Annotated in this window: 16 protein-coding genes; 10 read left to right on the forward strand and 6 right to left on the reverse strand. The window is 69.7% G+C overall.

Features of this window, described 5'->3' with window-relative positions:
- Window positions 1-43: 43 nt before the first annotated feature.
- The gene (locus tag ACZ4FV_RS34220; protein WP_465324121.1) at window positions 44-2,857 is read right to left on the reverse strand and encodes a VWD domain-containing protein; all 2,814 of its coding nucleotides are present in this window, start codon (window positions 2,855-2,857) and stop codon (window positions 44-46) included.
- Window positions 2,858-3,067: 210 nt separating this feature from the next.
- Window positions 3,068-3,796: an IclR family transcriptional regulator gene (locus ACZ4FV_RS34225; RefSeq protein ID WP_465324123.1), complete on the reverse strand. Its 729-nt coding sequence runs from the start codon at window positions 3,794-3,796 to the stop codon at window positions 3,068-3,070.
- A gap of 81 nt (window positions 3,797-3,877) precedes the next feature.
- Between ACZ4FV_RS34225 and ACZ4FV_RS34230 the strand changes: the two genes are divergently transcribed.
- The 4 genes from ACZ4FV_RS34230 to ACZ4FV_RS34245 all read left to right on the forward strand — a co-directional run bounded on the left by ACZ4FV_RS34230 (window position 3,878) and on the right by ACZ4FV_RS34245 (window position 8,538).
- Entirely contained in the window at window positions 3,878-5,074 is a 1,197-nt protein-coding gene (locus tag ACZ4FV_RS34230) for an amidohydrolase family protein (RefSeq protein ID WP_465324125.1), read from the forward strand.
- Between the two features lie 109 nt (window positions 5,075-5,183).
- Entirely contained in the window at window positions 5,184-5,918 is a 735-nt protein-coding gene (locus ACZ4FV_RS34235) for a class II aldolase/adducin family protein (protein WP_395873269.1), read from the forward strand.
- A gap of 1,059 nt (window positions 5,919-6,977) precedes the next feature.
- Window positions 6,978-7,757 (forward strand): polysaccharide deacetylase family protein, encoded by a 780-nt coding sequence (locus tag ACZ4FV_RS34240; protein WP_465324127.1) that lies wholly within the window; start codon window positions 6,978-6,980, stop codon window positions 7,755-7,757.
- 298 nt (window positions 7,758-8,055) lie between these two features.
- Window positions 8,056-8,538 carry a TetR-like C-terminal domain-containing protein gene (locus ACZ4FV_RS34245; protein WP_402241996.1) on the forward strand — a complete coding sequence of 161 codons (483 nt, stop codon included), beginning with the start codon at window positions 8,056-8,058 and terminating at the stop codon, window positions 8,536-8,538.
- Between the two features lie 500 nt (window positions 8,539-9,038).
- Here ACZ4FV_RS34245 and ACZ4FV_RS34250 read toward each other — a convergent pair whose 3' ends face one another.
- Together ACZ4FV_RS34250 and ACZ4FV_RS34255 are read right to left on the reverse strand one after the other, a co-directional pair.
- Complete coding sequence (locus ACZ4FV_RS34250) at window positions 9,039-9,530, reverse strand: DinB family protein (protein WP_465324130.1); 492 nt, start codon at window positions 9,528-9,530, stop codon at window positions 9,039-9,041.
- Between the two features lie 43 nt (window positions 9,531-9,573).
- On the reverse strand, window positions 9,574-10,200 hold the full coding sequence (locus ACZ4FV_RS34255; RefSeq protein WP_402242002.1) for an SAM-dependent methyltransferase: 627 nt from the start codon (window positions 10,198-10,200) through the stop codon (window positions 9,574-9,576).
- 92 nt (window positions 10,201-10,292) lie between these two features.
- Here ACZ4FV_RS34255 and ACZ4FV_RS34260 point away from each other — a divergent pair, with 92 nt between their 5' ends.
- From ACZ4FV_RS34260 to ACZ4FV_RS34280, 5 genes are all read left to right on the forward strand, one after another.
- A complete protein-coding gene (locus ACZ4FV_RS34260; RefSeq protein ID WP_465324132.1) occupies window positions 10,293-10,886 on the forward strand; it encodes a helix-turn-helix domain-containing protein in 594 nt (197 codons plus the stop codon).
- A 360-nt stretch (window positions 10,887-11,246) separates the two neighbouring features.
- The gene (locus ACZ4FV_RS34265) at window positions 11,247-11,462 is read left to right on the forward strand and encodes an MbtH family protein (RefSeq protein WP_395873263.1); all 216 of its coding nucleotides are present in this window, start codon (window positions 11,247-11,249) and stop codon (window positions 11,460-11,462) included.
- 134 nt (window positions 11,463-11,596) lie between these two features.
- Window positions 11,597-13,183, forward strand: a complete 1,587-nt coding sequence (locus ACZ4FV_RS34270; RefSeq protein ID WP_402242004.1) for an amino acid adenylation domain-containing protein — start codon at window positions 11,597-11,599, stop codon at window positions 13,181-13,183.
- A 36-nt stretch (window positions 13,184-13,219) separates the two neighbouring features.
- Window positions 13,220-13,450 (forward strand): acyl carrier protein, encoded by a 231-nt coding sequence (locus tag ACZ4FV_RS34275; RefSeq protein WP_395873261.1) that lies wholly within the window; start codon window positions 13,220-13,222, stop codon window positions 13,448-13,450.
- Between the two features lie 222 nt (window positions 13,451-13,672).
- Window positions 13,673-14,515, forward strand: a complete 843-nt coding sequence (locus ACZ4FV_RS34280; protein WP_395873260.1) for a DUF4097 family beta strand repeat-containing protein — start codon at window positions 13,673-13,675, stop codon at window positions 14,513-14,515.
- A 172-nt stretch (window positions 14,516-14,687) separates the two neighbouring features.
- On the opposite strand, the gene ACZ4FV_RS34285 is transcribed toward ACZ4FV_RS34280, so the two are convergent.
- Entirely contained in the window at window positions 14,688-15,188 is a 501-nt protein-coding gene (locus tag ACZ4FV_RS34285) for a hypothetical protein (RefSeq protein WP_395873259.1), read from the reverse strand.
- A gap of 245 nt (window positions 15,189-15,433) precedes the next feature.
- A complete protein-coding gene (locus tag ACZ4FV_RS34290; protein ID WP_465324137.1) occupies window positions 15,434-16,600 on the reverse strand; it encodes a serine hydrolase domain-containing protein in 1,167 nt (388 codons plus the stop codon).
- 597 nt (window positions 16,601-17,197) lie between these two features.
- On the opposite strand from ACZ4FV_RS34290, the gene ACZ4FV_RS34295 reads away from it, so the two are divergent.
- A complete protein-coding gene (locus ACZ4FV_RS34295; protein WP_465324139.1) occupies window positions 17,198-18,385 on the forward strand; it encodes an NAD(P)/FAD-dependent oxidoreductase in 1,188 nt (395 codons plus the stop codon).
- Window positions 18,386-18,403 lie beyond the last annotated feature (18 nt).

Here is an 18,403-nt window from a genome sequence, read left to right on the forward strand (position 1 = left end):
GAGGCCGCGCGACCACGGTTCGCCGGGGCGTGCCTTCGATCCGCTAGCGGATCCCGCCCATCAGGAACGCGTACTCCAGCGTCACCGCCGGGTCTGCGGAACTCAGGCGGATGGTGTGGTCGGGTTGACCGATCTCGACCGGGGTGGCCTGGAGCTCACAGATCGAGCGGTCGCCCAGGAGCGGCGTGTTGTCGCCGTCCTTGAAGAAGGCGAACCGCACCCGGCAATCCGCCCACGTCTCGGCGACGAGCAGCAGCTTCTGGAAGCCCTCCACGGCGAAGCGGATCGTGGCGCTCGGCCGGGTCGCGGCGAGGGTGCCCGAGCAGCCGGCCACCCAGCCCCCGGTGATGGTGCACGTGGCGTCCCCGGAGAACGGGCCCAGCCGTGTCACGGACTCCGGCGGTTCGACGGGTTCGTCGGACTCGTCGGGCATCCCGGTTTGCGGTGTGCCCGCCAGGAACTCCTGTTGGGCAGCGGCGGCTTCGGCGAATTCGGCGCGGCCGGTGAGAGCGACGTCCAGGACGCAGCCGTCCAGGATCTCCGGGATGGTGACGCCGGCGGCGGTGCACTGCGTGCGGGCGGCGTCGGCGTTGGGCGCGGTCGCCACCTGGGTCGGGCGTCGTGGGAACGAGCGGTTGGTGAACGTCGCGGTCGACTGGCCGGGCTCGTAGTCGAACAGCGACTCCTCCTGGCGGATCCGCCAGTGGTCGGCGTACACGTGGTAGAGGTCGTCGAACGATGGCGGTGTGCCGCCGGACGGTCTGGCGAGCACGCGTCCGCCGCCCAGGTCGAGGTCGTTGGTGGCGGTGCCGTCGGCGTTGCCGAGCAGGCCCTGGACATGCCGCTTGCGGCTTTGCGGCAGCGCCATGTCGACCTTGAGGCCGTACGCGCCGATCGGCGTGATGTACAGCGTGGTCGTGTCCGGCCAGAAGAGCGCGTATCGGGCGTCGGCCCCGTCGCCGGTGCGGGCCAGCGTGCCCCCGCCGGGGAGCGGCGTCTGCGCCCCGGGGGCGAGCGGCCGGCCGTCGAGGCGGACCGTGGTCACGCCGCGCTTCGGATCGAGGGCGAAGGTGACCCGCGCCCCGGCGACTCTGGCCGCGACCGCCGAGTTGACGCTGACGTCGCCCACGTCGGGGTACGGCACCTGCCGGGCCTGCACGCGCAGATCGTCGTCGGTGGAGGCGACGAGGGTGAATTCGCCGGCCGCCTGGAAGTCGTAGTAGAGCCGGTCGAACGTCGTCAGGTGCGGGTCGCCGTTGCTGCCGCCGTGCGGACCGTCCGGGCACTGGGCGAGGCATTTCGGAGCCGACGGACGCGGCTTGGGCTTGTCCTTGGGCTCACCGCAGAAGCTCTTGAGCGTCTGGCCGGTGAGCCCCAGGGACGCGTCGACCTCACCGCCGCTCACCGCGACGAATCCGCGGCCCGGCTTGATGATTTCGAACCTTGTCCCGGCGCCCGGGGTGTCCTCGGGGCACTCGCACTTCGAGCCGAGAGTGCAGAAGATGTCGCCCATGTGGGCGCCGAGCGGGTAGTCGCCCGGGCCCGGGCCGAACCGTCCGAAGACCGGTCCGTTCGGCGCCAGGCGCAACACTTCCGCCGAGATGTCGAGGGGGGTCAGGTTCGGATTGAAGGCGGGACTGGTGACGCGGACGGTCTGCTTGGAACTCGCCACCACGAGCGGGGGACTCAGCTTGACCTTGTCGCCGGTGATGCCGACCCCGTTGATGTCCCAGGCGAGTTCCCGGGCCAGGTCGCGCAGGAAGCTCGCCGGCCAGCCCTCCAGGACCTGTTGCCGTTTGCCGCCGAGCGCGGCGGCGAAAGCGGCCTGGCTCATGGGGGTCGTGCCGTTGGCCGAGGCGGCGATGGCGGCCCGGGACGTCGACCATACGTCCACTCCCCGGTAGTCCAGTTCCCACCAGAAGCCCATGGCCGAGTAGGACAGTTTGGTCAACACCGGGTCCTTCCGGACCAGGTAGTTTTGCCAGATTCCGGGGCTGGAGTAGTGACCGGTGAGCTTGCCGGCCGCCCAGTCGGCGAGACCCTCGGCCACCCAGCCGGGCATGGCGTCGAACGCGGAGGGGTTGTTGATGATGATGCCCTCGACACAGTGCGTCAGTTCGTGGACCAGTACCTCGTCGCGCAGTGGGTCGGGCATGTTGGACGCCCGGAAAGCGGGATACATCACGATGCGGCATTGCGGACCGGTCACGTCGTTCCACCCGCCGGCGCTCGCCGGCACGGTGGCAATGCCCGGTGCCCCCGGGCTGGGGGTGAACAGGCTCTCGGTCCGACACGCGGCGATCACCGTGGAGGCGGGGACGCCGAATTTCGCGGCCAGCTTCGTCCACCAGTCCCGGATCCTGGATGCGAACACCGTGTCGGCACTCGCGCCCGGAGCGCAGGTGGCCCGCGCCTGCGGGAGCGAAGCGGACCGGCCGGCGGTGTGGCCGGCCGCCGGAGTGCCCCCGCCCGACCCGATGGGCAGGTCGCCCCAACCGGAGAGGTCACGCACCGCGGCGCGCTGATCGTCGGCCAGATCCGCCCAGTGGCCCGAGATCCAGCGCAGTGCCGCCGAACCCGATCTCAGGTCCGCGCGGCTCCCGGTCTGGGCCTGCGCGCCGGGGATCGGCCCGAAGGCGGTGGCGAAGGCCGACAAGGCCATCTGCGTGGAGACCGTACCGTCGGGCCCGGTCATCGCCATGACCTTCTCCCACGCGGTGGGCTCGGCGGCCCGGTCCGCGTCGCGGTCCTCGCGGTCGTGCGACGTGCAGGCGCCGAGGAGCAGCAGGATCGCCGCCAGTACCGCCGCCACGGTGCGCGGACGCCGGCTCTTGCGGGGGAAGGGGGACCCGAACACGGAGTACGAGTCCCCGACCGGGACCGGCCCACTCCCCGCTTCGCCCGTCCGGGTCACGGGATTTCGGTTTCGGGATGCGGGACGCGGCGGCGGGATGGGGAACTCGCCCGCCCCACCGTCCCCTCACTCGGCGCGGGATGCGGGATGCGGGACGCGGGATGCGGGTGCGGGATGGGGGGTGCGGCCGGCGGCGTGGGTTGTGGCGGGGGTTCAGAAGGGCCGGCCGTGCTCGCCCAGGCTGTCGGCCGCCCGGGCGACCATCATCCCGACGCGCCTGCACGCGACTTGGTCGAGTCGGCCGGACGGGGCGCTGACGATCAGTGCGGCCACCGGTCGGCCGGTGGAGTCCAGGACGGCCGCCCCGACGCTGGTGATGTCCGCGTCCACCGCGCCCATGCTGAGCGACCAGCCGCGTTCGCGGGTGCCCGCCACCTCCCGTTGGAAGGCCGTGTCGTTCGGATCGATCCCGGACAGGTCCCATTCGTCGGGGGGAGTGGCCGCGCACAGGGCCTGCCCGGCCGCGCTGGTGGCCGCGGGGAACACCAGTCCGATGCGCGGGACGGTGCGTACGAGTTGCCGGCTCTCCGCGACGTCGACGGCGACGATGCGACCGGCGTCGGGCACCGCGAGCGTCACCGTCTCGCCGGTCTCCTCGCGAAGGTCCGCCAGGACGGGACGGGCGCGGGTCAGCAGGTCGTCACGGCGTCGCGCCTGGGCCGCCAGGACCAGGGGGCGGGTGGTCAACTTCCACCGGGTGGACGGTTCGGCGGTGGGCCGCAGCCATCCGCACGTGTGCAGCGTCACCAGGATCCGCTGCAGGGCGCTCTTGTCCACGCCGGTGATCCGAGCGAGCTCCGCGACCCCGATCGGCTCGTGCGCGGCGATGACCTCGAGCACTTCCAGGGCGCGGGCGAGGCTCTGTAGGGGCTTGACGGCCATGACGCGCCCTCCGGTACATTGCGAATCACTGAGCAACATAGCGTGTCACATAGCGATACACAAGTTCTCCAGGGAGCCGTCGTGACGACCCTCGATCCCGAACTGTTCCTCCCCGACCCCGAGCCCGCCGACGTGCGCTACACCGTCATCTCGGTCGACGACCACGTCGTCGAACCGCCGCACCTGTTCGACACCCACCTGCCGGCGTCGCTCCGCGAACGCGGCCCGCGCATCGTCGAGAACGCGAACGGCGCGCACGTCTGGGAGTTCGAGGGCGAGCGCTACTCACAGGTGGGCATGAACGCCGTCGCCGGTCGTCGACCCGAGAGCTTCACCCTGGAACCCGCGCGCTTCGACCAGATGCGCCCCGGCTGCTACGACGTGCACGCCCGGGTCAAGGACATGGACCTCGGCGGCATCTGGGCCATGCTCAACTTCCCGTCCCAGATCACCGGGTTCTGCGGCCGGGTGTTCGCGCACGCCCGGGACGTCGAGGTCGGGAAGGCGTGCGTGCGCGCGTGGAACGACTGGATGTACGAGGAATGGCACCGCGCCTACCCTGAGCGGATCATCCCCGGAGGGATCACCTACCTCGCCGACCCGGTCGAGGCCGTGACCGAGATCGAGCGCAACGCGGACCGCGGCTTCACCTCGGTGACCTTCCCCGAGCGCCCGCACGCGATCGGCCTGCCGTCGCTGTGGAACCGCGACCATTGGGACCCCATCATCCGCGCGTGCGACGAGACCGGCACCGTCATCTCGCTGCACGTCGGCAGCTCCGGCATGCACCCCGTACCGCCCGGCGGCCCCGCGCTCCAGCTCGGTGCGACGATGTTCGGCCAACTGTCGCTGGGGGCGTGCAGCGAATGGTTGTGGTCCGGCTACCCGCTCCGGCACCCGAACCTGAAGATCGCCATGAGCGAGGGCGGCATCGGCTGGGTGCCCATGCTCATCGACCGGCTCGACAACATCATCGACCGTTCCGGCTACGGCCTGGGTTGGGACGAACGCCCCGCCGACGTGCTGCGCCGCAACTTCTGGTTCTGCACCCTCGACGACCCCTCCACCATCGCGCTGCGGCATGTCATCGGCGTCGACCACATCATGCTCGAGACCGACTACCCGCACGGCGACGGCACCTGGCCACACACCCAGGACGTCGTCGCGCGCCACTGGGGGGACATCCCCGCGCACGAGCTGCGGATGATGTGCAGCGAGAACGCCGCGAAGCTGTACCGGCACCCGCTGCCCGACGTGGTCCTGCCGCTGGACGCCTGACGAGGTCGTCGCCGGTCGCGCGCCTCCCCGTCCGTCGACTCCGCGCCCCGTCCCGTCGATTCCCGCGCGCCTTCCTGCCCGTCGATTCCCCTTCCGCGAAAGGCCTTCGATGACATTCACCCCGACGCCGGACAAGCTCGCCCCCGACCTGAGCCCCGCGCAGGAGATCGTGCTGCTGGCGCGCACGTTGTGGCGCGAGGGCTACGACGACCACCTCGCCGGCCACATCACCTACAACCTCGGAGACGGCACGCTGCTGTGCAACCCCTGGTTGCTGACGTGGAACGAGATCCGCCCGCGGGACATCATCCGCATCGACCTGGACGGCAACGTCGTCGAGGGTGATTGGCCGGTGCCGCTCGGCATCCCCCTGCACCTCGAACTGCACAGGGCCCGCCCGAACGTCCGGGTCGCGATGCACAACCACCCGCGGTTCGGCACGGTGTGGGCCGACATGGGCGAGGTGCCGCCCGCGTACGACCAGAGTTCCACCCTCGGCGGCGGAGAACTGACGCTGGTCGACGAGTACGACGGCGCGGTGAACAACTCCGAGGCCGCGCGCAAGGCGATCGCGGCGATGGGCGACGCCGACCTCGCGCTGCTCGCCGGTCACGGGGTGTTCGTCGTCGGCGTCAGCACACGCGCCGTCCATCAGCGCGCGGTCGCCCTCGAGATCCGCTGCCGCAACGCCTGGATGGTCCGCGCCGCCGACGGACGTCGCACCAGCCCCCTGCCCGCGCACTGGCTCGAACGCACTCTCCGCAGCGACGGCAACGGCTTCGTCGGCTATTGGGAGTCGGCGGTGCGTGAGGAACTGCGGGCCGCGCCGGACCTCTTGGCATAGCGCGCAAGGTCGCCGAACGACGCGGGCACCGCCGTCGTCAACCGCCCCGACCGATCGGTGCGGGTGACCGGCTCGAACAGCCTGCTGTTCTACGGCGTCAAGTCCGACGGCAGCAAGCCCGACATCGTCGACAACGGCACCAGCAACAAGATCATGACGAGGTGATCCCACCTCGCCGCCGGACGCGACCGCGACTCGCACCACGCGGCCGCGCCCGGCGGCGCCGCGCCCGCCTTCGGCATCTGATCCGCGGCTGAGCGGATCCCGCGCGGCCGCCACGCGGCGTGCCGGGAAAGCCGCAATCCGGCGCCCCGCCTCTCCGCCACTTCGTGGTCGGGGAGGCGGGGCTCTTTTATCGGACCAATTTCCCGGGATGCACCGATATTCGGTGCACTGATTTATGCCTTGGCTGGATATTGGGAGCTTGGCTTGATTTTCGTGAAGGCTGCCAATCGACTGCGCGCCGCTTGTGGCGTGACGGAAACGTGTATTAATGGGGTGCCGAAACGTTTCTTCAATGCACTTCATTGATCAAAAGGTTGCGAACATGCTCGATTATGATCGAGATTGGTTCGCCAGGTCAAGCCCATGACCAAATGTAATTCCACACAGTCAGAGGAAGGACACATACAGCTACGATGGTCTAGACCGGTGGCAAAAGAACCGAAAGGCTCTGGTGTGTGCGCGTTCCGGAAGGGTTCCGTTTACGGACGGTTCATTCTCGGGCTCGGATCCGCCGGTCGAACCCGATGCGCCGCGCGCAATCGGGGTCGAGGCGGCACGACGTGCGGGCGATAAAAGTTCGGCCTGTCTCGCGTAACGGTGTCGGCCGGTAGTCCAAAAGATGTACGGCCGATATCCAATTCCAACCAGGAATCAACCGAACAGCGACGGCCGAGCCGACCCCGGCTCCCGCCGCCACTGCGGTATGCCCGCGCGCCCCTGCGAGGGTCGCTCCGGCGTACGGACGATGCCACCGAGGCCCGGAGTCCGTCGCGCCTCGACCCCGGTCGCAGAACAGCACCACGACCGACGCTCCATGGAAAGGGAACCACCCCGATGTCACCCACCCGCAGCACCCAGTCCCGCTCCCACCCCCAGCCGCGCCGCCGCCGGATGGCAACCCTGGCCGCCGTGCTCGCCTGCGCCGCGACCGCGTGGGTCGGTTCTCCCACCGCCACCGCATCGCCCACGCCGACCACCGCCTCAACGACCGCGACGACCACCCCCGCCGGCGGCCCGGTGAGTCCCGCGCTGATCACCACGACCGCCCACCCGGGCAACCAGGTCGCGCTCACCTTCGACGACGGGCCCAGTCCGCAGTACACCCCGCAACTGCTCCAAGTCCTCAAGAAGCACCAGGTCAAGGCGGTGTTCTGCGTCGTCGGCGAGCAGGTCGAGTGGCAGGAGGCGACGGTCCGCGCGATCGTCGCCGACGGTCACACGCTGTGCAACCACACCTACCGCCACCGCGACCTGACCACCGTCTCCCCGGCGGAGATCGAAGCGGACATCAAGCAGACCGACGCCCGGATCCGCGCCGCCGTACCGGGTGTCGAGATCCCTTACTTCCGTGCGCCGTACGGCAATTGGGGCCAGTCGCCCGCCGTTGCCGCCAACCTCGGCCTGCGTCCACTGAGTTGGACGCTGATGCCCGGCGACTGGGAACTGCCCGGCGTGGACGTCCTCCTTCAGCGGCTTCGCGACGGCATCACCCCGACCGGCGTGGTCACCCTGCACGACGCGGGCGGCGACCGCCAACAAACCGTGGACGCGGTCGATCGACTCATCATCGAATACAAGGCCAAGGGCTGGAACTTCGACCTGCCGTCCCGCTGAGTCCACGGGCCCGGCGGGCCGTCGTGACGCGCGTCGGATCCGGTAGCGGGTAACCCGAGGAGAGTCGCACGGCCAACGGCCCGGCCCGCGGAATCGTCACTCGTCGCCGAGCATGTGCGTATCCACCCGCCATGCTCGGCGACGCGTACGTCCGGCGCCCGGGATTCGACCTTGGTCACTCGCCGAGTTCTCAGACTTCGGCCGGTGCCTTGATCCGGCCGGACACCACCACGGCCGTCAAGGCAAGCAGCGCCGTCAGCCCGAACGTCACGCCGAGCGCGGTTCCCATACCCGCGCCGTGGTGGTGCGTCAGGGCCGTCGCCGCCGGCCCTCCCGCCGCCACCTCGTCGTCGACGCCCTCGCGGCCGCGATGGGCGACGCCCCCACGCCCGACACCGGCTGCACCCACTGCGACCTCATCGCCGGTATCGCCACCCTCACCACCGCCTTCGCCGGCCCCGGCACCCGCCGCGTGTGGCCCGCCCTGGTGGCCGACATCGCCGCCGATCCGGCGCCGGCCGAAACCTTCTTCGCCCGCCTCTTCGACCCCCGACGCGCCGCCACCGCCACCGCCCTGCGCCGGGGCATCGACCGCGGCGACATCCGGCCCGACACCGATCTCGATCTCCTGCTCGACCTCTTGGCGTCCACCACCTACTACCGCGCCCTCTTCGGCCACCTCCCGATCACCGACTCCCTGGCCGAGGACATCGTGATGATCGTCATGTCCGGAGTGGCCACCGACACCTGGCGGGCCCAACACCCCCACCCGTACGCCTGAACCCGCACACCCGACCGGCCGCCTCCGCAACCGGGGGCACCTGCCGGGCCGTTGGTGAACTCCGCGGCATTGGGGCGGGCGCGGCCGATGCGGTCCGTCGGGTCGCCGACGCGGCCGACCGGCTCACCGCTTTCGCGAGTCCGATGGTGTCGGACCACCACCAAGAGTGGTGAAGTATTCACTGAGGGTCATGTAATGGGACGTCATGGGGTATCTCCGGCGAGAGGGAGAGCCCTGTGAGGACGCGTACGGTACGAACCGCAGTGGCCGCCGTGGTTGTCCGGCCGACGAACCGGTGATCGACACCGCCACGCCCGCTCTCTCGGCCGCGGTCGCGGCCGCGCGGGAACGAGCGGATCATCTCGTGCCGGGAGAAGCCGCCCCACGTGGTCCGGGCTGTGACCGGGCGCCGGAAGTACCGCCGGCGGGGGGCCGATCCGCCCGGCTTCGCCGTGCGAATCATCCCTCCCGGTGACGCCACGTCGGCGAAGAGGCGGGGTTCAGCGGCCTGTGGTGTTGTCGATGAGTTCGCGGAGGATGTCGGCGTGGCCGGCGTGGCGGCCGGTTTCCTCGATCATGTGGGTGAGGGCCCAGCGGATGCTGGGGGCGGAGCCGGAGCGTCCGGGTCGGGGGAGAGGGGCGGCGAGGTCGCCGCATGCGTCGAGGACCTTGTTCGCGCGGTCGACGGTTGCCCGGTAGCGGGCGACGAGGTCGGTGACGCTGTCCTGCGGGGCGGGGTGGAATGTCGCAGGCCAGTCGGTGACCGTTTCGCCGAGGAACGTTGCCTTTTCGACGGCGATCAGGTGGTTGAGGAGGCCGAGCAGATTCGTGCCCGAGGGGACTGCCGGCGTCCGGACTCGAGGCTCCGGGGCTCCGTCGACCTTCTTGGCGATCGAGGCGCGCAGGTAGTCGAGGAATCCGCGCAGGACGTCGGCTTCGCTGTTCGCGGTGCGGGGCGGCGGGGTGTCGCGGCGGCGGGAGGCGGTGGGCACGGCGGTTCTCCTGGGTTGGTACTTGGTTCCGTGTGGGGTGGTGTCAGCCGGTTCGGCGGATGAGCAGGACGTGGTCGACGACTTCGGCCGTGTGCCCGTTGGGGCCGACCGCGACTCGGCGCGGCGTGTCGGCGCGTTCGACCGTCCACCGATCGGGGGACAGGCGCATGGGTGCGGCGACCTCTCGGGGGGTCGGATACCGCACGTCGGGGTCCTGATTCCATGACCACGGCGCCGTCGATCCGTGGTCCACGACCAGGAGTCGTCCGCCCGGACGCAGCAGGTGGGCGGCAGAGCGGAGGATGGCGGTTCTGTCCTGTGCGTACGGGGTGTGGAAGTAGTGGGCGGTGACCAGATCGAACGGGCCTTCGGGCAGGGAGTCGCGTGCGTCGTGTTGCCTGGCGCTGATCCGGTCGCTCAGGCCGCGCGCTTCGGCCTGCCGGGCGAGTCGCGTCGTCGCCACGGCCGAGACGTCGAGGGCGGTGACCCGCCAGCCCCGGTGGGCGAGCCACAGCGCGTCGCCGCCACCACCGCATCCGAGGTCGAGCGCGCCGCCCGGCGGCAGCGGGGTCACCGTCTCGACGAGACGGTCGTTCGGCCGCGGGTCGGCGGACGCGGGCCGCTCCGCGTAGACGTCGTCCCAGTATTCGGCCGCGTCGGAGCGCTCCATGAGGGTTCCTTCCACTCGGTTTCCGTGCGGCCAGTCTCGGCCGGTGGGTCACGAAGTGGCGCGGATCCTTGCCGTTTCGGCAAGCTGGTCCCATGGACTTTGCAATGGAAGACGTGCTCGACGCGGTCGGTCCGCGGCTGCGGGCGCTGCGCCGTGCCCGCGGGATCACCCTCGCCGATCTGTCCGCGAGCACCGGGGTGTCGGAAAGCACGCTGTCCCGTCTGGAGAGCGGTCAGCGCCGGGCGACTCTGGAGTTGTTGTTGCATCTGTCCCAGGTCTACGACGTCCCGCTGGACGATCTCGTGGGTGCGCCGCGCACCGGTGACCCGCGGATGCATCTGAAGCCGATTCGGCGATTCGGGATGACGTTCGTACCCCTGTCCCGGCGGCCGGGCGGAACGCAGGCCTTCAAGATGATCATTCCGGCGCGGGCGGAGCCACTCGAACCGACCTTGCAGACGCACGAGGGCTTCGAATGGCTGTACGTGCTCAGTGGCACGCTGCGACTGGTGGTCGGAGAGCGCGATCTGACGGTCAAGGCCGACAACGCGGCCGAATTCGACACCTCACTGCCGCACTGGCTGGGAAGCGCGGACGGCGGAGCGGTGGAACTCCTCGTCCTGTTCGACATGCAGGGGGTACGCGCCCACGTACACGGCGATCGCACGACTCGGGCGCAGCCATGACGGGGCCCGGGCCCGATGCCCGGTCATGGTGGCACGGAATTCGGTGCGGTACGGGTTCGGATGGAACACCGGGAGATGGGCGAGCATTCGGCATTGTGGCGTCGGTGGTCGCGCCCTACCGTGTGGTGTCGGCAGGCCGAGTTCGGCTGCGGATGCCGGGTGTCCTGTCGACAGGACGACACGGAAAAGGCGAACCCGCGCCCGATTCCGGAATCGCGCATACCCGATTCGCCCCGTGACGGTCGGGGGTCGCCCGGAGCGCGGCGAATTGCAATCCTGATTTCCCGCTGCCGATCGAATGCCGCTCGGTCCCGCGTTTTTCAATCCACAGTCGCGTCGTGACGATTAAGGACGGTGCCCGTGAGCACGAACCCCTTCGATGACGAGGACGGTCGCTTCCACGTCGTGGTCAACGACGAGGAGCAGCACTCCCTGTGGCCGGTGTTCGCCGACGTGCCCGCGGGCTGGCGCGTGGTCTTCGGCGAGGCGTCCAGGGCCGACTGCCTGGAGTACGTCGAGCGGAACTGGACCGACATGCGCCCGAAGAGCCTGCAGGAGGCGATGGCGGCGGACTGACGGCGGAGGACCGACCGAGCCCGTCGAGGAGACGCCGAGCGGCGCGCCGCCCGCCGAGCGCCGGACCAGCCCGTTCCCCGTGGTGTGCCGGCGCGCCCTGGTCGACCGGACACCCGTCACATCGGAGTCAGTTGATGATCCTTCAGGGAAAGCGGGTCGCCCTGCCCGCGGTGCCCGTCGTGCACAGGCGGTTCGAGGCGCACGCGCGGGCCGCGCCGGACGAGGTCGCCGTCTTCTGCGCCGGACGGCAGGTGACGTACGCGGAACTGGACGCGAAGGCCAACCGGTTCGCGCACTTCCTCACCGCGCGCGGACACGGCCCGGGTGCGAAGGTCGGCGTCTGCCTGGACTACTCGATCGACATCGTGGTCGCCATCCTCGGCACGCTGAAGGCGGGCGCGGCCTACGTTCCGTTCGACCCGGCGTACCCGGCGGCGCGGTTGCGACTGTTGCTGGGGCAGGTCCCCGACCTCGCCTTGATCGTGGCCTCCCCGGCCACGGCCGAACTGGTCGAGTCGGCGGCCGTCGAGGTGCTCGTCCTCGAGGAGTTGTCCGAGCACCTCGACACGCTTCCCACGACCGGTCCCGACGTCCCGGTCACCGGGGACGACGTGTGTTACGCGGTCTTCACGTCCGGGTCGACCGGTACGCCGAAGCTGACCGCGGTGCGGCACGAGGGCTGGTTCAACCTGCTGAACTGGCTGATGATCGAGTACGGTCTGCACTCCGGGTCGAACAACCTGGTCGTCAGCGCGTTCGGGTTCGACCTCTCGCAACGCAGCCTGATGATGCCGCTGTTCTGTGGTGCCACCCAGTACCTGATGGCGAGCCGCAACTTCGACGCCGCGATGGCCTACGGCATGCTGAACCGGCACGAGATCCGCACGGTGCACTGCGCCTCCAGCACGCTGTACCTGCTGGTGGACTGGGAGACCGCACGCGGCGGCGACGCGCTCACCCGGCTGGACTACGTGCTCTTCGGCGGCGAGCCGCTGCACGCGGAACGGCTCACCGACTGGGCGGGGCGCGCCGGGAACACGTGCACCCTCCTGCACCAGTACGGCGTCGCCGAGTGCACGGACGTCGCGTCGTCGTACGACCTCGCCGACTACCGGCCCGGCGAACACGAGATCGCACCGGTGGGCAGACCGGCGTACAACACCGATCTCCACCTCGTCGACGAGGACATGCGCGGTGTCGGGGCGGGGGAGTACGGCGAGATCTGCATTTCGGGAACCAGCGTCGGCGCCGGCTACCTCAACGGCACGGGTCCCGAATCCGAGCGATTCACCACGATCGTGGTCGACGGCGAGCCGCGCAGGCTGTACCGCACCGGCGACCGCGGTCGGGTGAACGAGGCCGGGGACCTGGTCGTCGCCGGCCGGATGGACGCGCAGGTGAAGGTGCGGGGCATGCGTATCGACCCCACCGACATCGAGCGCGCGCTCGGTCGGCTGGCCGGGGTCCGGCAGGCGGCGGTGGTGACCAGGTATACCGACTCCGGCGAGGCCGAGTTGATCGCGTTCATCGTTCCGACGGGGGACGATCTCGCCGAGAACGACGTGCGCGCCCGCCTGCTGGAGACGCTGCCGCGGAACATGGTTCCGGTCGGGTTCGTCAACATCCCGCGGATCCCGCTCAGTCCGCACGGGAAAGTGGACCGGGCGGCGCTGCTCGACGCGTGCCGGAACCGGTACGCCGACAGCGGCACTTCGGCATAGTCGACGGACCTTGATGACACAACGGAGAGGACTGTGATGATTGCCGAGCGGGTGCACGCCATCTGGTGCCGGGAACTCCGGCGCGACGACATATCCGTCGACGACGATTTCTTCGCCCTGGGCGGCCAGTCGGTGATCATGGCCAGGATCCAGGGAGCCTTCATCGAGGAACTGGGCGTCGAGGTCCCGGCGGACCGGATGTACCTCAACCCGACGGTGGCGTCGATCTCCGCGTACATCGAATCCCTGGGTGCGATATCCCAGTAGCGTCGGGTGACCACACCGGGCGGACCGGTCGTGGGGAGGAGGCGGTGCGACCGGCGGACACGCCGGCTGTGTCGGGCCGAGTAGCGTACGGGGAGTGTTCCGCAGGGCGTACGCACGAGTACTGTGATGGCGCCATCGGGGTCATTGCAGCTTGCCATGGCACATCATGTGCGCCGTGATGGCGCCATCGATGTCGGCCCGTTCGTGATGAGAAGGACAGCCATGCCTGTTTTCGATACGCCCAAGTCGATCTCGGTCACGATCGAACTCCACGTCGGCGACGTGCAGATCACCGCCGAAGACCGGACCGACACCGTCGTCGAGGTACGGCCGAGCGACGTGAGCGATGCCTCGGATGTGAAGGCCGCCAAGGAGACGACCGTCGAGTACGCGGACGGCGTACTGGTGGTCAAGGGCCCGAAGCCGCTCGCGGGACTGGACCTCTCCCGGAAGACCCGTTCGGTGGACGTCACGATCGCGCTGCCCGTCGGCTCGCACGTACACGGCAAGGCGGCACTGGGAGAGTTGCGCTCCTCCGGTCGCCTGGGGGAGTGCGCGTACAAGACCTCCACCGCGATCGTCCACCTCGACCACGTCGGCCCGTTGCGCCTGAACTCGGCGGGCCACATCACCGTCGGCCGGGTCGACGGCGACGCCGAGGTCGGCACCTCCATCGGACGGATCCGGATCGGCGAGATCGACGGTTCGATCAAGGCCAAGAACTCCAACGGCGACACCGAGATCGGCACGGTCACCGGCGACGTCCAGGTCCGCAACTCCAACGGCGACATCTCCATCGACCACGCCTCGGGGTCCAGGACCGACGCCAAGACCTCCAACGGCAACATCCGTATCGCGGAGGTCAGTCGCGGCGAGGTCGTGCTCAAGACCGGTTCCGGTGACCTGGAGGTCGGCATCGGCGGGGACCGCCCGGCGAAGCTGGATGTGGCCACCGGATACGGGCGGGTGAACAACATGCTGGAGCAGGTCGCCGCGTCGTCCGAGGAAGGCATCGAGGTGCGGGCGCACTCCTCCTACGGAGACATCACGATCCACCGCGCCTGACGAACGACTCTCGTGGAAGGGACGGCGGGTACGACGCGACGCGCGGGACGGGGCGGCCCTTCGTCAAGTCTTCCCCGGCCGTCGACGGGATGCGGACCGCACACGCATCCCGTCGGTAACGGGTGGGTGTGCGGTCGGCCGGCCGGGTTCGGTTTGTGCTCGTTCGCGGCGGCTACTGCACCCAGCCGCTGAACTGCTGCTTGCCGCGGTGGGATCGCCTGCTGTTGGACAGGGCCGCGGCGGAGGCTCGGACCATCCACGTGTTGACCGAGATGCCCTGCCGGGACGCCGCCTTCTCGATCTCGTCCTTCATCTCCTGCGGAGGCCGAAAATTGATCCGGGCCGTGGCGCCGCCCCTCGCCGTACCGGTCGACCAGTCGCCCGCCGCGTCGTCGGTCTCCTCCGCGGCGCCTTCCCCCGCGCCGTTGCCCGAGGGCGCCGTCACCACGAAACTGGGTTCCATCCCCCGCAGGCGCAGGTCCACCGAGCCGGGCGCCAGGTCGCGGGTGATCTCGTCGGCCGCGGCCGACAAAACCTTGAGCAACGTGAGCCGGACGGCCGACTCCAGCGGAGCGACGAGTCGCTCGGCGACCGCGCGGGTCTCGGCATCCCCTGCCGCGGAGGCCGTGACCAGCTCGTCGCGCAGCGCCTCGACGTACTCCCGTAGTTCCATGGAATCATGATGGCACGTTGATTGCGCCGCGCGGCGCCTGCCTGGCCCGGTAGTTTTCCGCGGCCCTCGCGTCCGGGTGAACACGGCGTTTCGATGGGCCGGTGGTCATCGTTCGCATTTCTGCGGGCCGCCGGATGAGGGTGGTTCGAGTGGCCTGTGGCCATGGCCGACGGTGATGGCGCCATCATGGCACCATGGCATTCGCGTACAGCGAGCGCAAGCACGCGGTCTCGGGTGCCCGGTGGTCAGGACGGGCAGTATTCGGCGCTCAGAATCGCCAGGCCGGTCTCTCCTCCCCAGTCGCTGTTGTAGTTGATCGCGATCTGCCGGCGGCCGTCCTCGGTGGTGGCGACCAGGGAGGTCGACCCCGCGGTGCCTCCGTCGTGGTACCACAGGGTCGTACCGCAGCCCAGCGTGAACCGTTCGATGCCCAGTCCGTAGGACGCGCCGGGGAAGTCGGGATTGTCGACGGTGGTCATCATCGCCTCGAGCTGCCGCGACGGCAGCAGTCTCCCGCGCATCAGGGCCCGGTAGAACACGTTCAGATCCTCGGCGTCGGCGATGATGTCGCCGTTGCCCCAGGTCTGGGACCCGTTCATCGCGGTGACGTCCTCGATCCGATCCGGCTGCGACCTGAAGAGTTTGGAGTAGGCGCGGCTGCTCGGCCGGGGCAGGTGGACGCTGTCGCCGGGGTGGGACGTCGCCCTCAGCCCCAGTGGTTCGATGATGCGATCGCGCACCTCGTCCTCGTACGACCTGCCGCCGACCCTCTCGACGATCAGCGCGGCCAGGACGTCGTTCGTGCCGGAGAACGAGTGTCTGGCGCCGGGCGCGAACAGCGGTGCGTGGGAGAAGGCCACCGCCACGCGCTTCTCGGGCGTCAGGGTGTCATAGCGGTGCCGGAGGAAGCCGTCGCCCTCCAGGTACGTCTCGCCGTACTCCTTGTCGGCAAGGTAGTCGAACAGGCCGGTGGTGTGGTTGAGAAGCTGCCGAACGGTGATCGCGCGGCCGTCGTTGCCGTTGCCTCGCACCAAGCCGGGTAGATGGCGCTCCACGGCGTCGTCGAGAGCGAGTCTTCGCTCCGCCTCCATCTGGAGCAGGACGGTCGCCACGAAGGTGTCGGTGATGTTGCCGATGCGGAACCGGTCGTTCCTGCCGCGCGGCGCACCCGTCCTCAGGTTGCCCACGCCCGATGTCGCCTTCCAGACCCGGTCGCCGTCTCGCGCCTGGGCGGTGATGCCGGGAACACCGGCCCGCACGGCCGCGTCCATCGCGCGCTGCGTCGCCCGGTGGTCCCCGGGCGGGCAGGACGCGTCCCGCGACGCCTGGGCGGAACCGGTGAAGGCGGTGGCCGCCATCAGGACCGCCGCCACGCCGATCGCGGCGGCCCTGGATCTCTTGCGTAACGTCATTGCGCGCTCCTGGGAGTCGTCCGTACTCGGCCGTGTGCCGTACCCGCGCGGTCCGTCGGCGGCAGCGTAGATCACCCGTGTCGCGCGTGGGGTGCATGCGGGCGGTCGCGCGGACGACGACAGGCCGTCGCCCGCTCGTGCCGGGATCAGGGGCCCGGGGGGACGGCGTTCGGCCGGGAAGTCGGCGATCCTGTCTCCCTTGTGACCCTCGGCGGTCGGGACCTACGGTGGCGTCGGCATTCCGGGCCGGCTGTGGATGCCGGGTGTCCCGTCGACGGGACGACGTCGAACGGCGAGCCTCGCACCCGGCCGGAGATTTCCGATTCCGAGTCGCCGCGTGACGGTTATGGCGTCGCCCGGGCCGACGATTTCCAATTCGAAGTCACTTCGTGACGGCCATCCCGACAATTTCCTTTTCGAGTCGCGAGAATGGGCCCGCGCTGCCGGGTCGTTTCTCCCGTGGGCCCGGACGGTTAGCATCACATTCGTGCTCGGCAGCGGTTTTCCGCCCGCTGCGTCGCCGGCGCGCTCGATCACCGCGAATTATCCGACCGCTGCCGCATTGTGATCCAATTACCAATCGGTAAGAGAGGCGCCATGTACGACGTCATTGTCATCGGTGCCCGTTGTGCGGGTTCGCCGGCGGCCATGTTGTTCGCCCGGCAGGGCTATCGCGTCCTGCTCCTGGAGAAAGCGCGCTTCCCACAGGACACGCTGTCCTCGCACTACATCCACCAGCCGGGCGTGGCGCTGCTGGAACGATGGGGGCTGCTCGACGCACTCCGCGACGCGGGCTGCCGGCCGATCGACCACCAGAGCTACGAGGCGCCCGGTGTGCGGCTGGACGGCTTCTCCCTGCCGGTCGACGGCCAACGGACCACGTACGCCCCGAGGCGGTATGTGCTCGACCCGATCCTCGCCGGCGCCGCCGTGGCGGCCGGTGTGGAGTTCCGGGAGTCCTGCTCGGTCACCGATCTGGTGTTCGCCGACGATCGGGTCGTCGGGGTGCGGTACACGACGCCCGGCGGCGCCGAGGCGAGCGAGCGGGCGCGGCTGGTCGTCGGTGCGGACGGCATGCGCTCGCTGGTGGCCCGCAAGGTCGGCGCACCGAACGTCGTCGAGCACCCCCGGATGACCTGCACCTACTACAGCTACTGGGCGGACGTTCCCGCGCACTTCGAGCTGTACGAACGGCAGGGGCGCTGGATCGGTGTCATCCCCACCAACGACGACCTCACGCTGATCATGACCTACTTCCCGCAGGACGAGTTCTCCGACGTCCGAACCGCGGTGGAGTCCGCCTACCTCGAAGCCGTGCGCTCGACGGCTCCCCGGTTGTCCGAGCGGATGTCGGCGGGCCGGCGGGTGGAGCAGTTGTACGGCACCGGCCATCAGGAGAACTTCTTCCGGAAGGCGTTCGGGCCCGGTTGGGCGCTGCTCGGGGACGCGGTGCACCACAAGGACTCCATCACCGCCCGCGGCATCACCGACGCCTTCGTCCAGGCCCAGTCGCTCACCGACCACATCGGTCAGCGGTTGCACGACGACGCGGCGCTCGGGCAGGCGCTGGAGCGTTACGAGGAAGACCTGGACGAGACCTTCTCCGGCTTCTACCAGGGCGCGCTCAACGTGGCCGAGTTGAAGCCCGAGGGGCGGGCCGAGTTGCTGCGCAACCTGGTCGGTCACCAGGAGCTGATCGATCGGTACTTCTCGACGCTGTCGGGTGCCATTTCCATCGACGACTTCTACAACACCGACCTCTTGACGGTGCTCGATCAGAGCTGAGTGACGGCTCGCTCCCTC

Source organism: Embleya sp. NPDC025285, assembly GCF_055558835.1.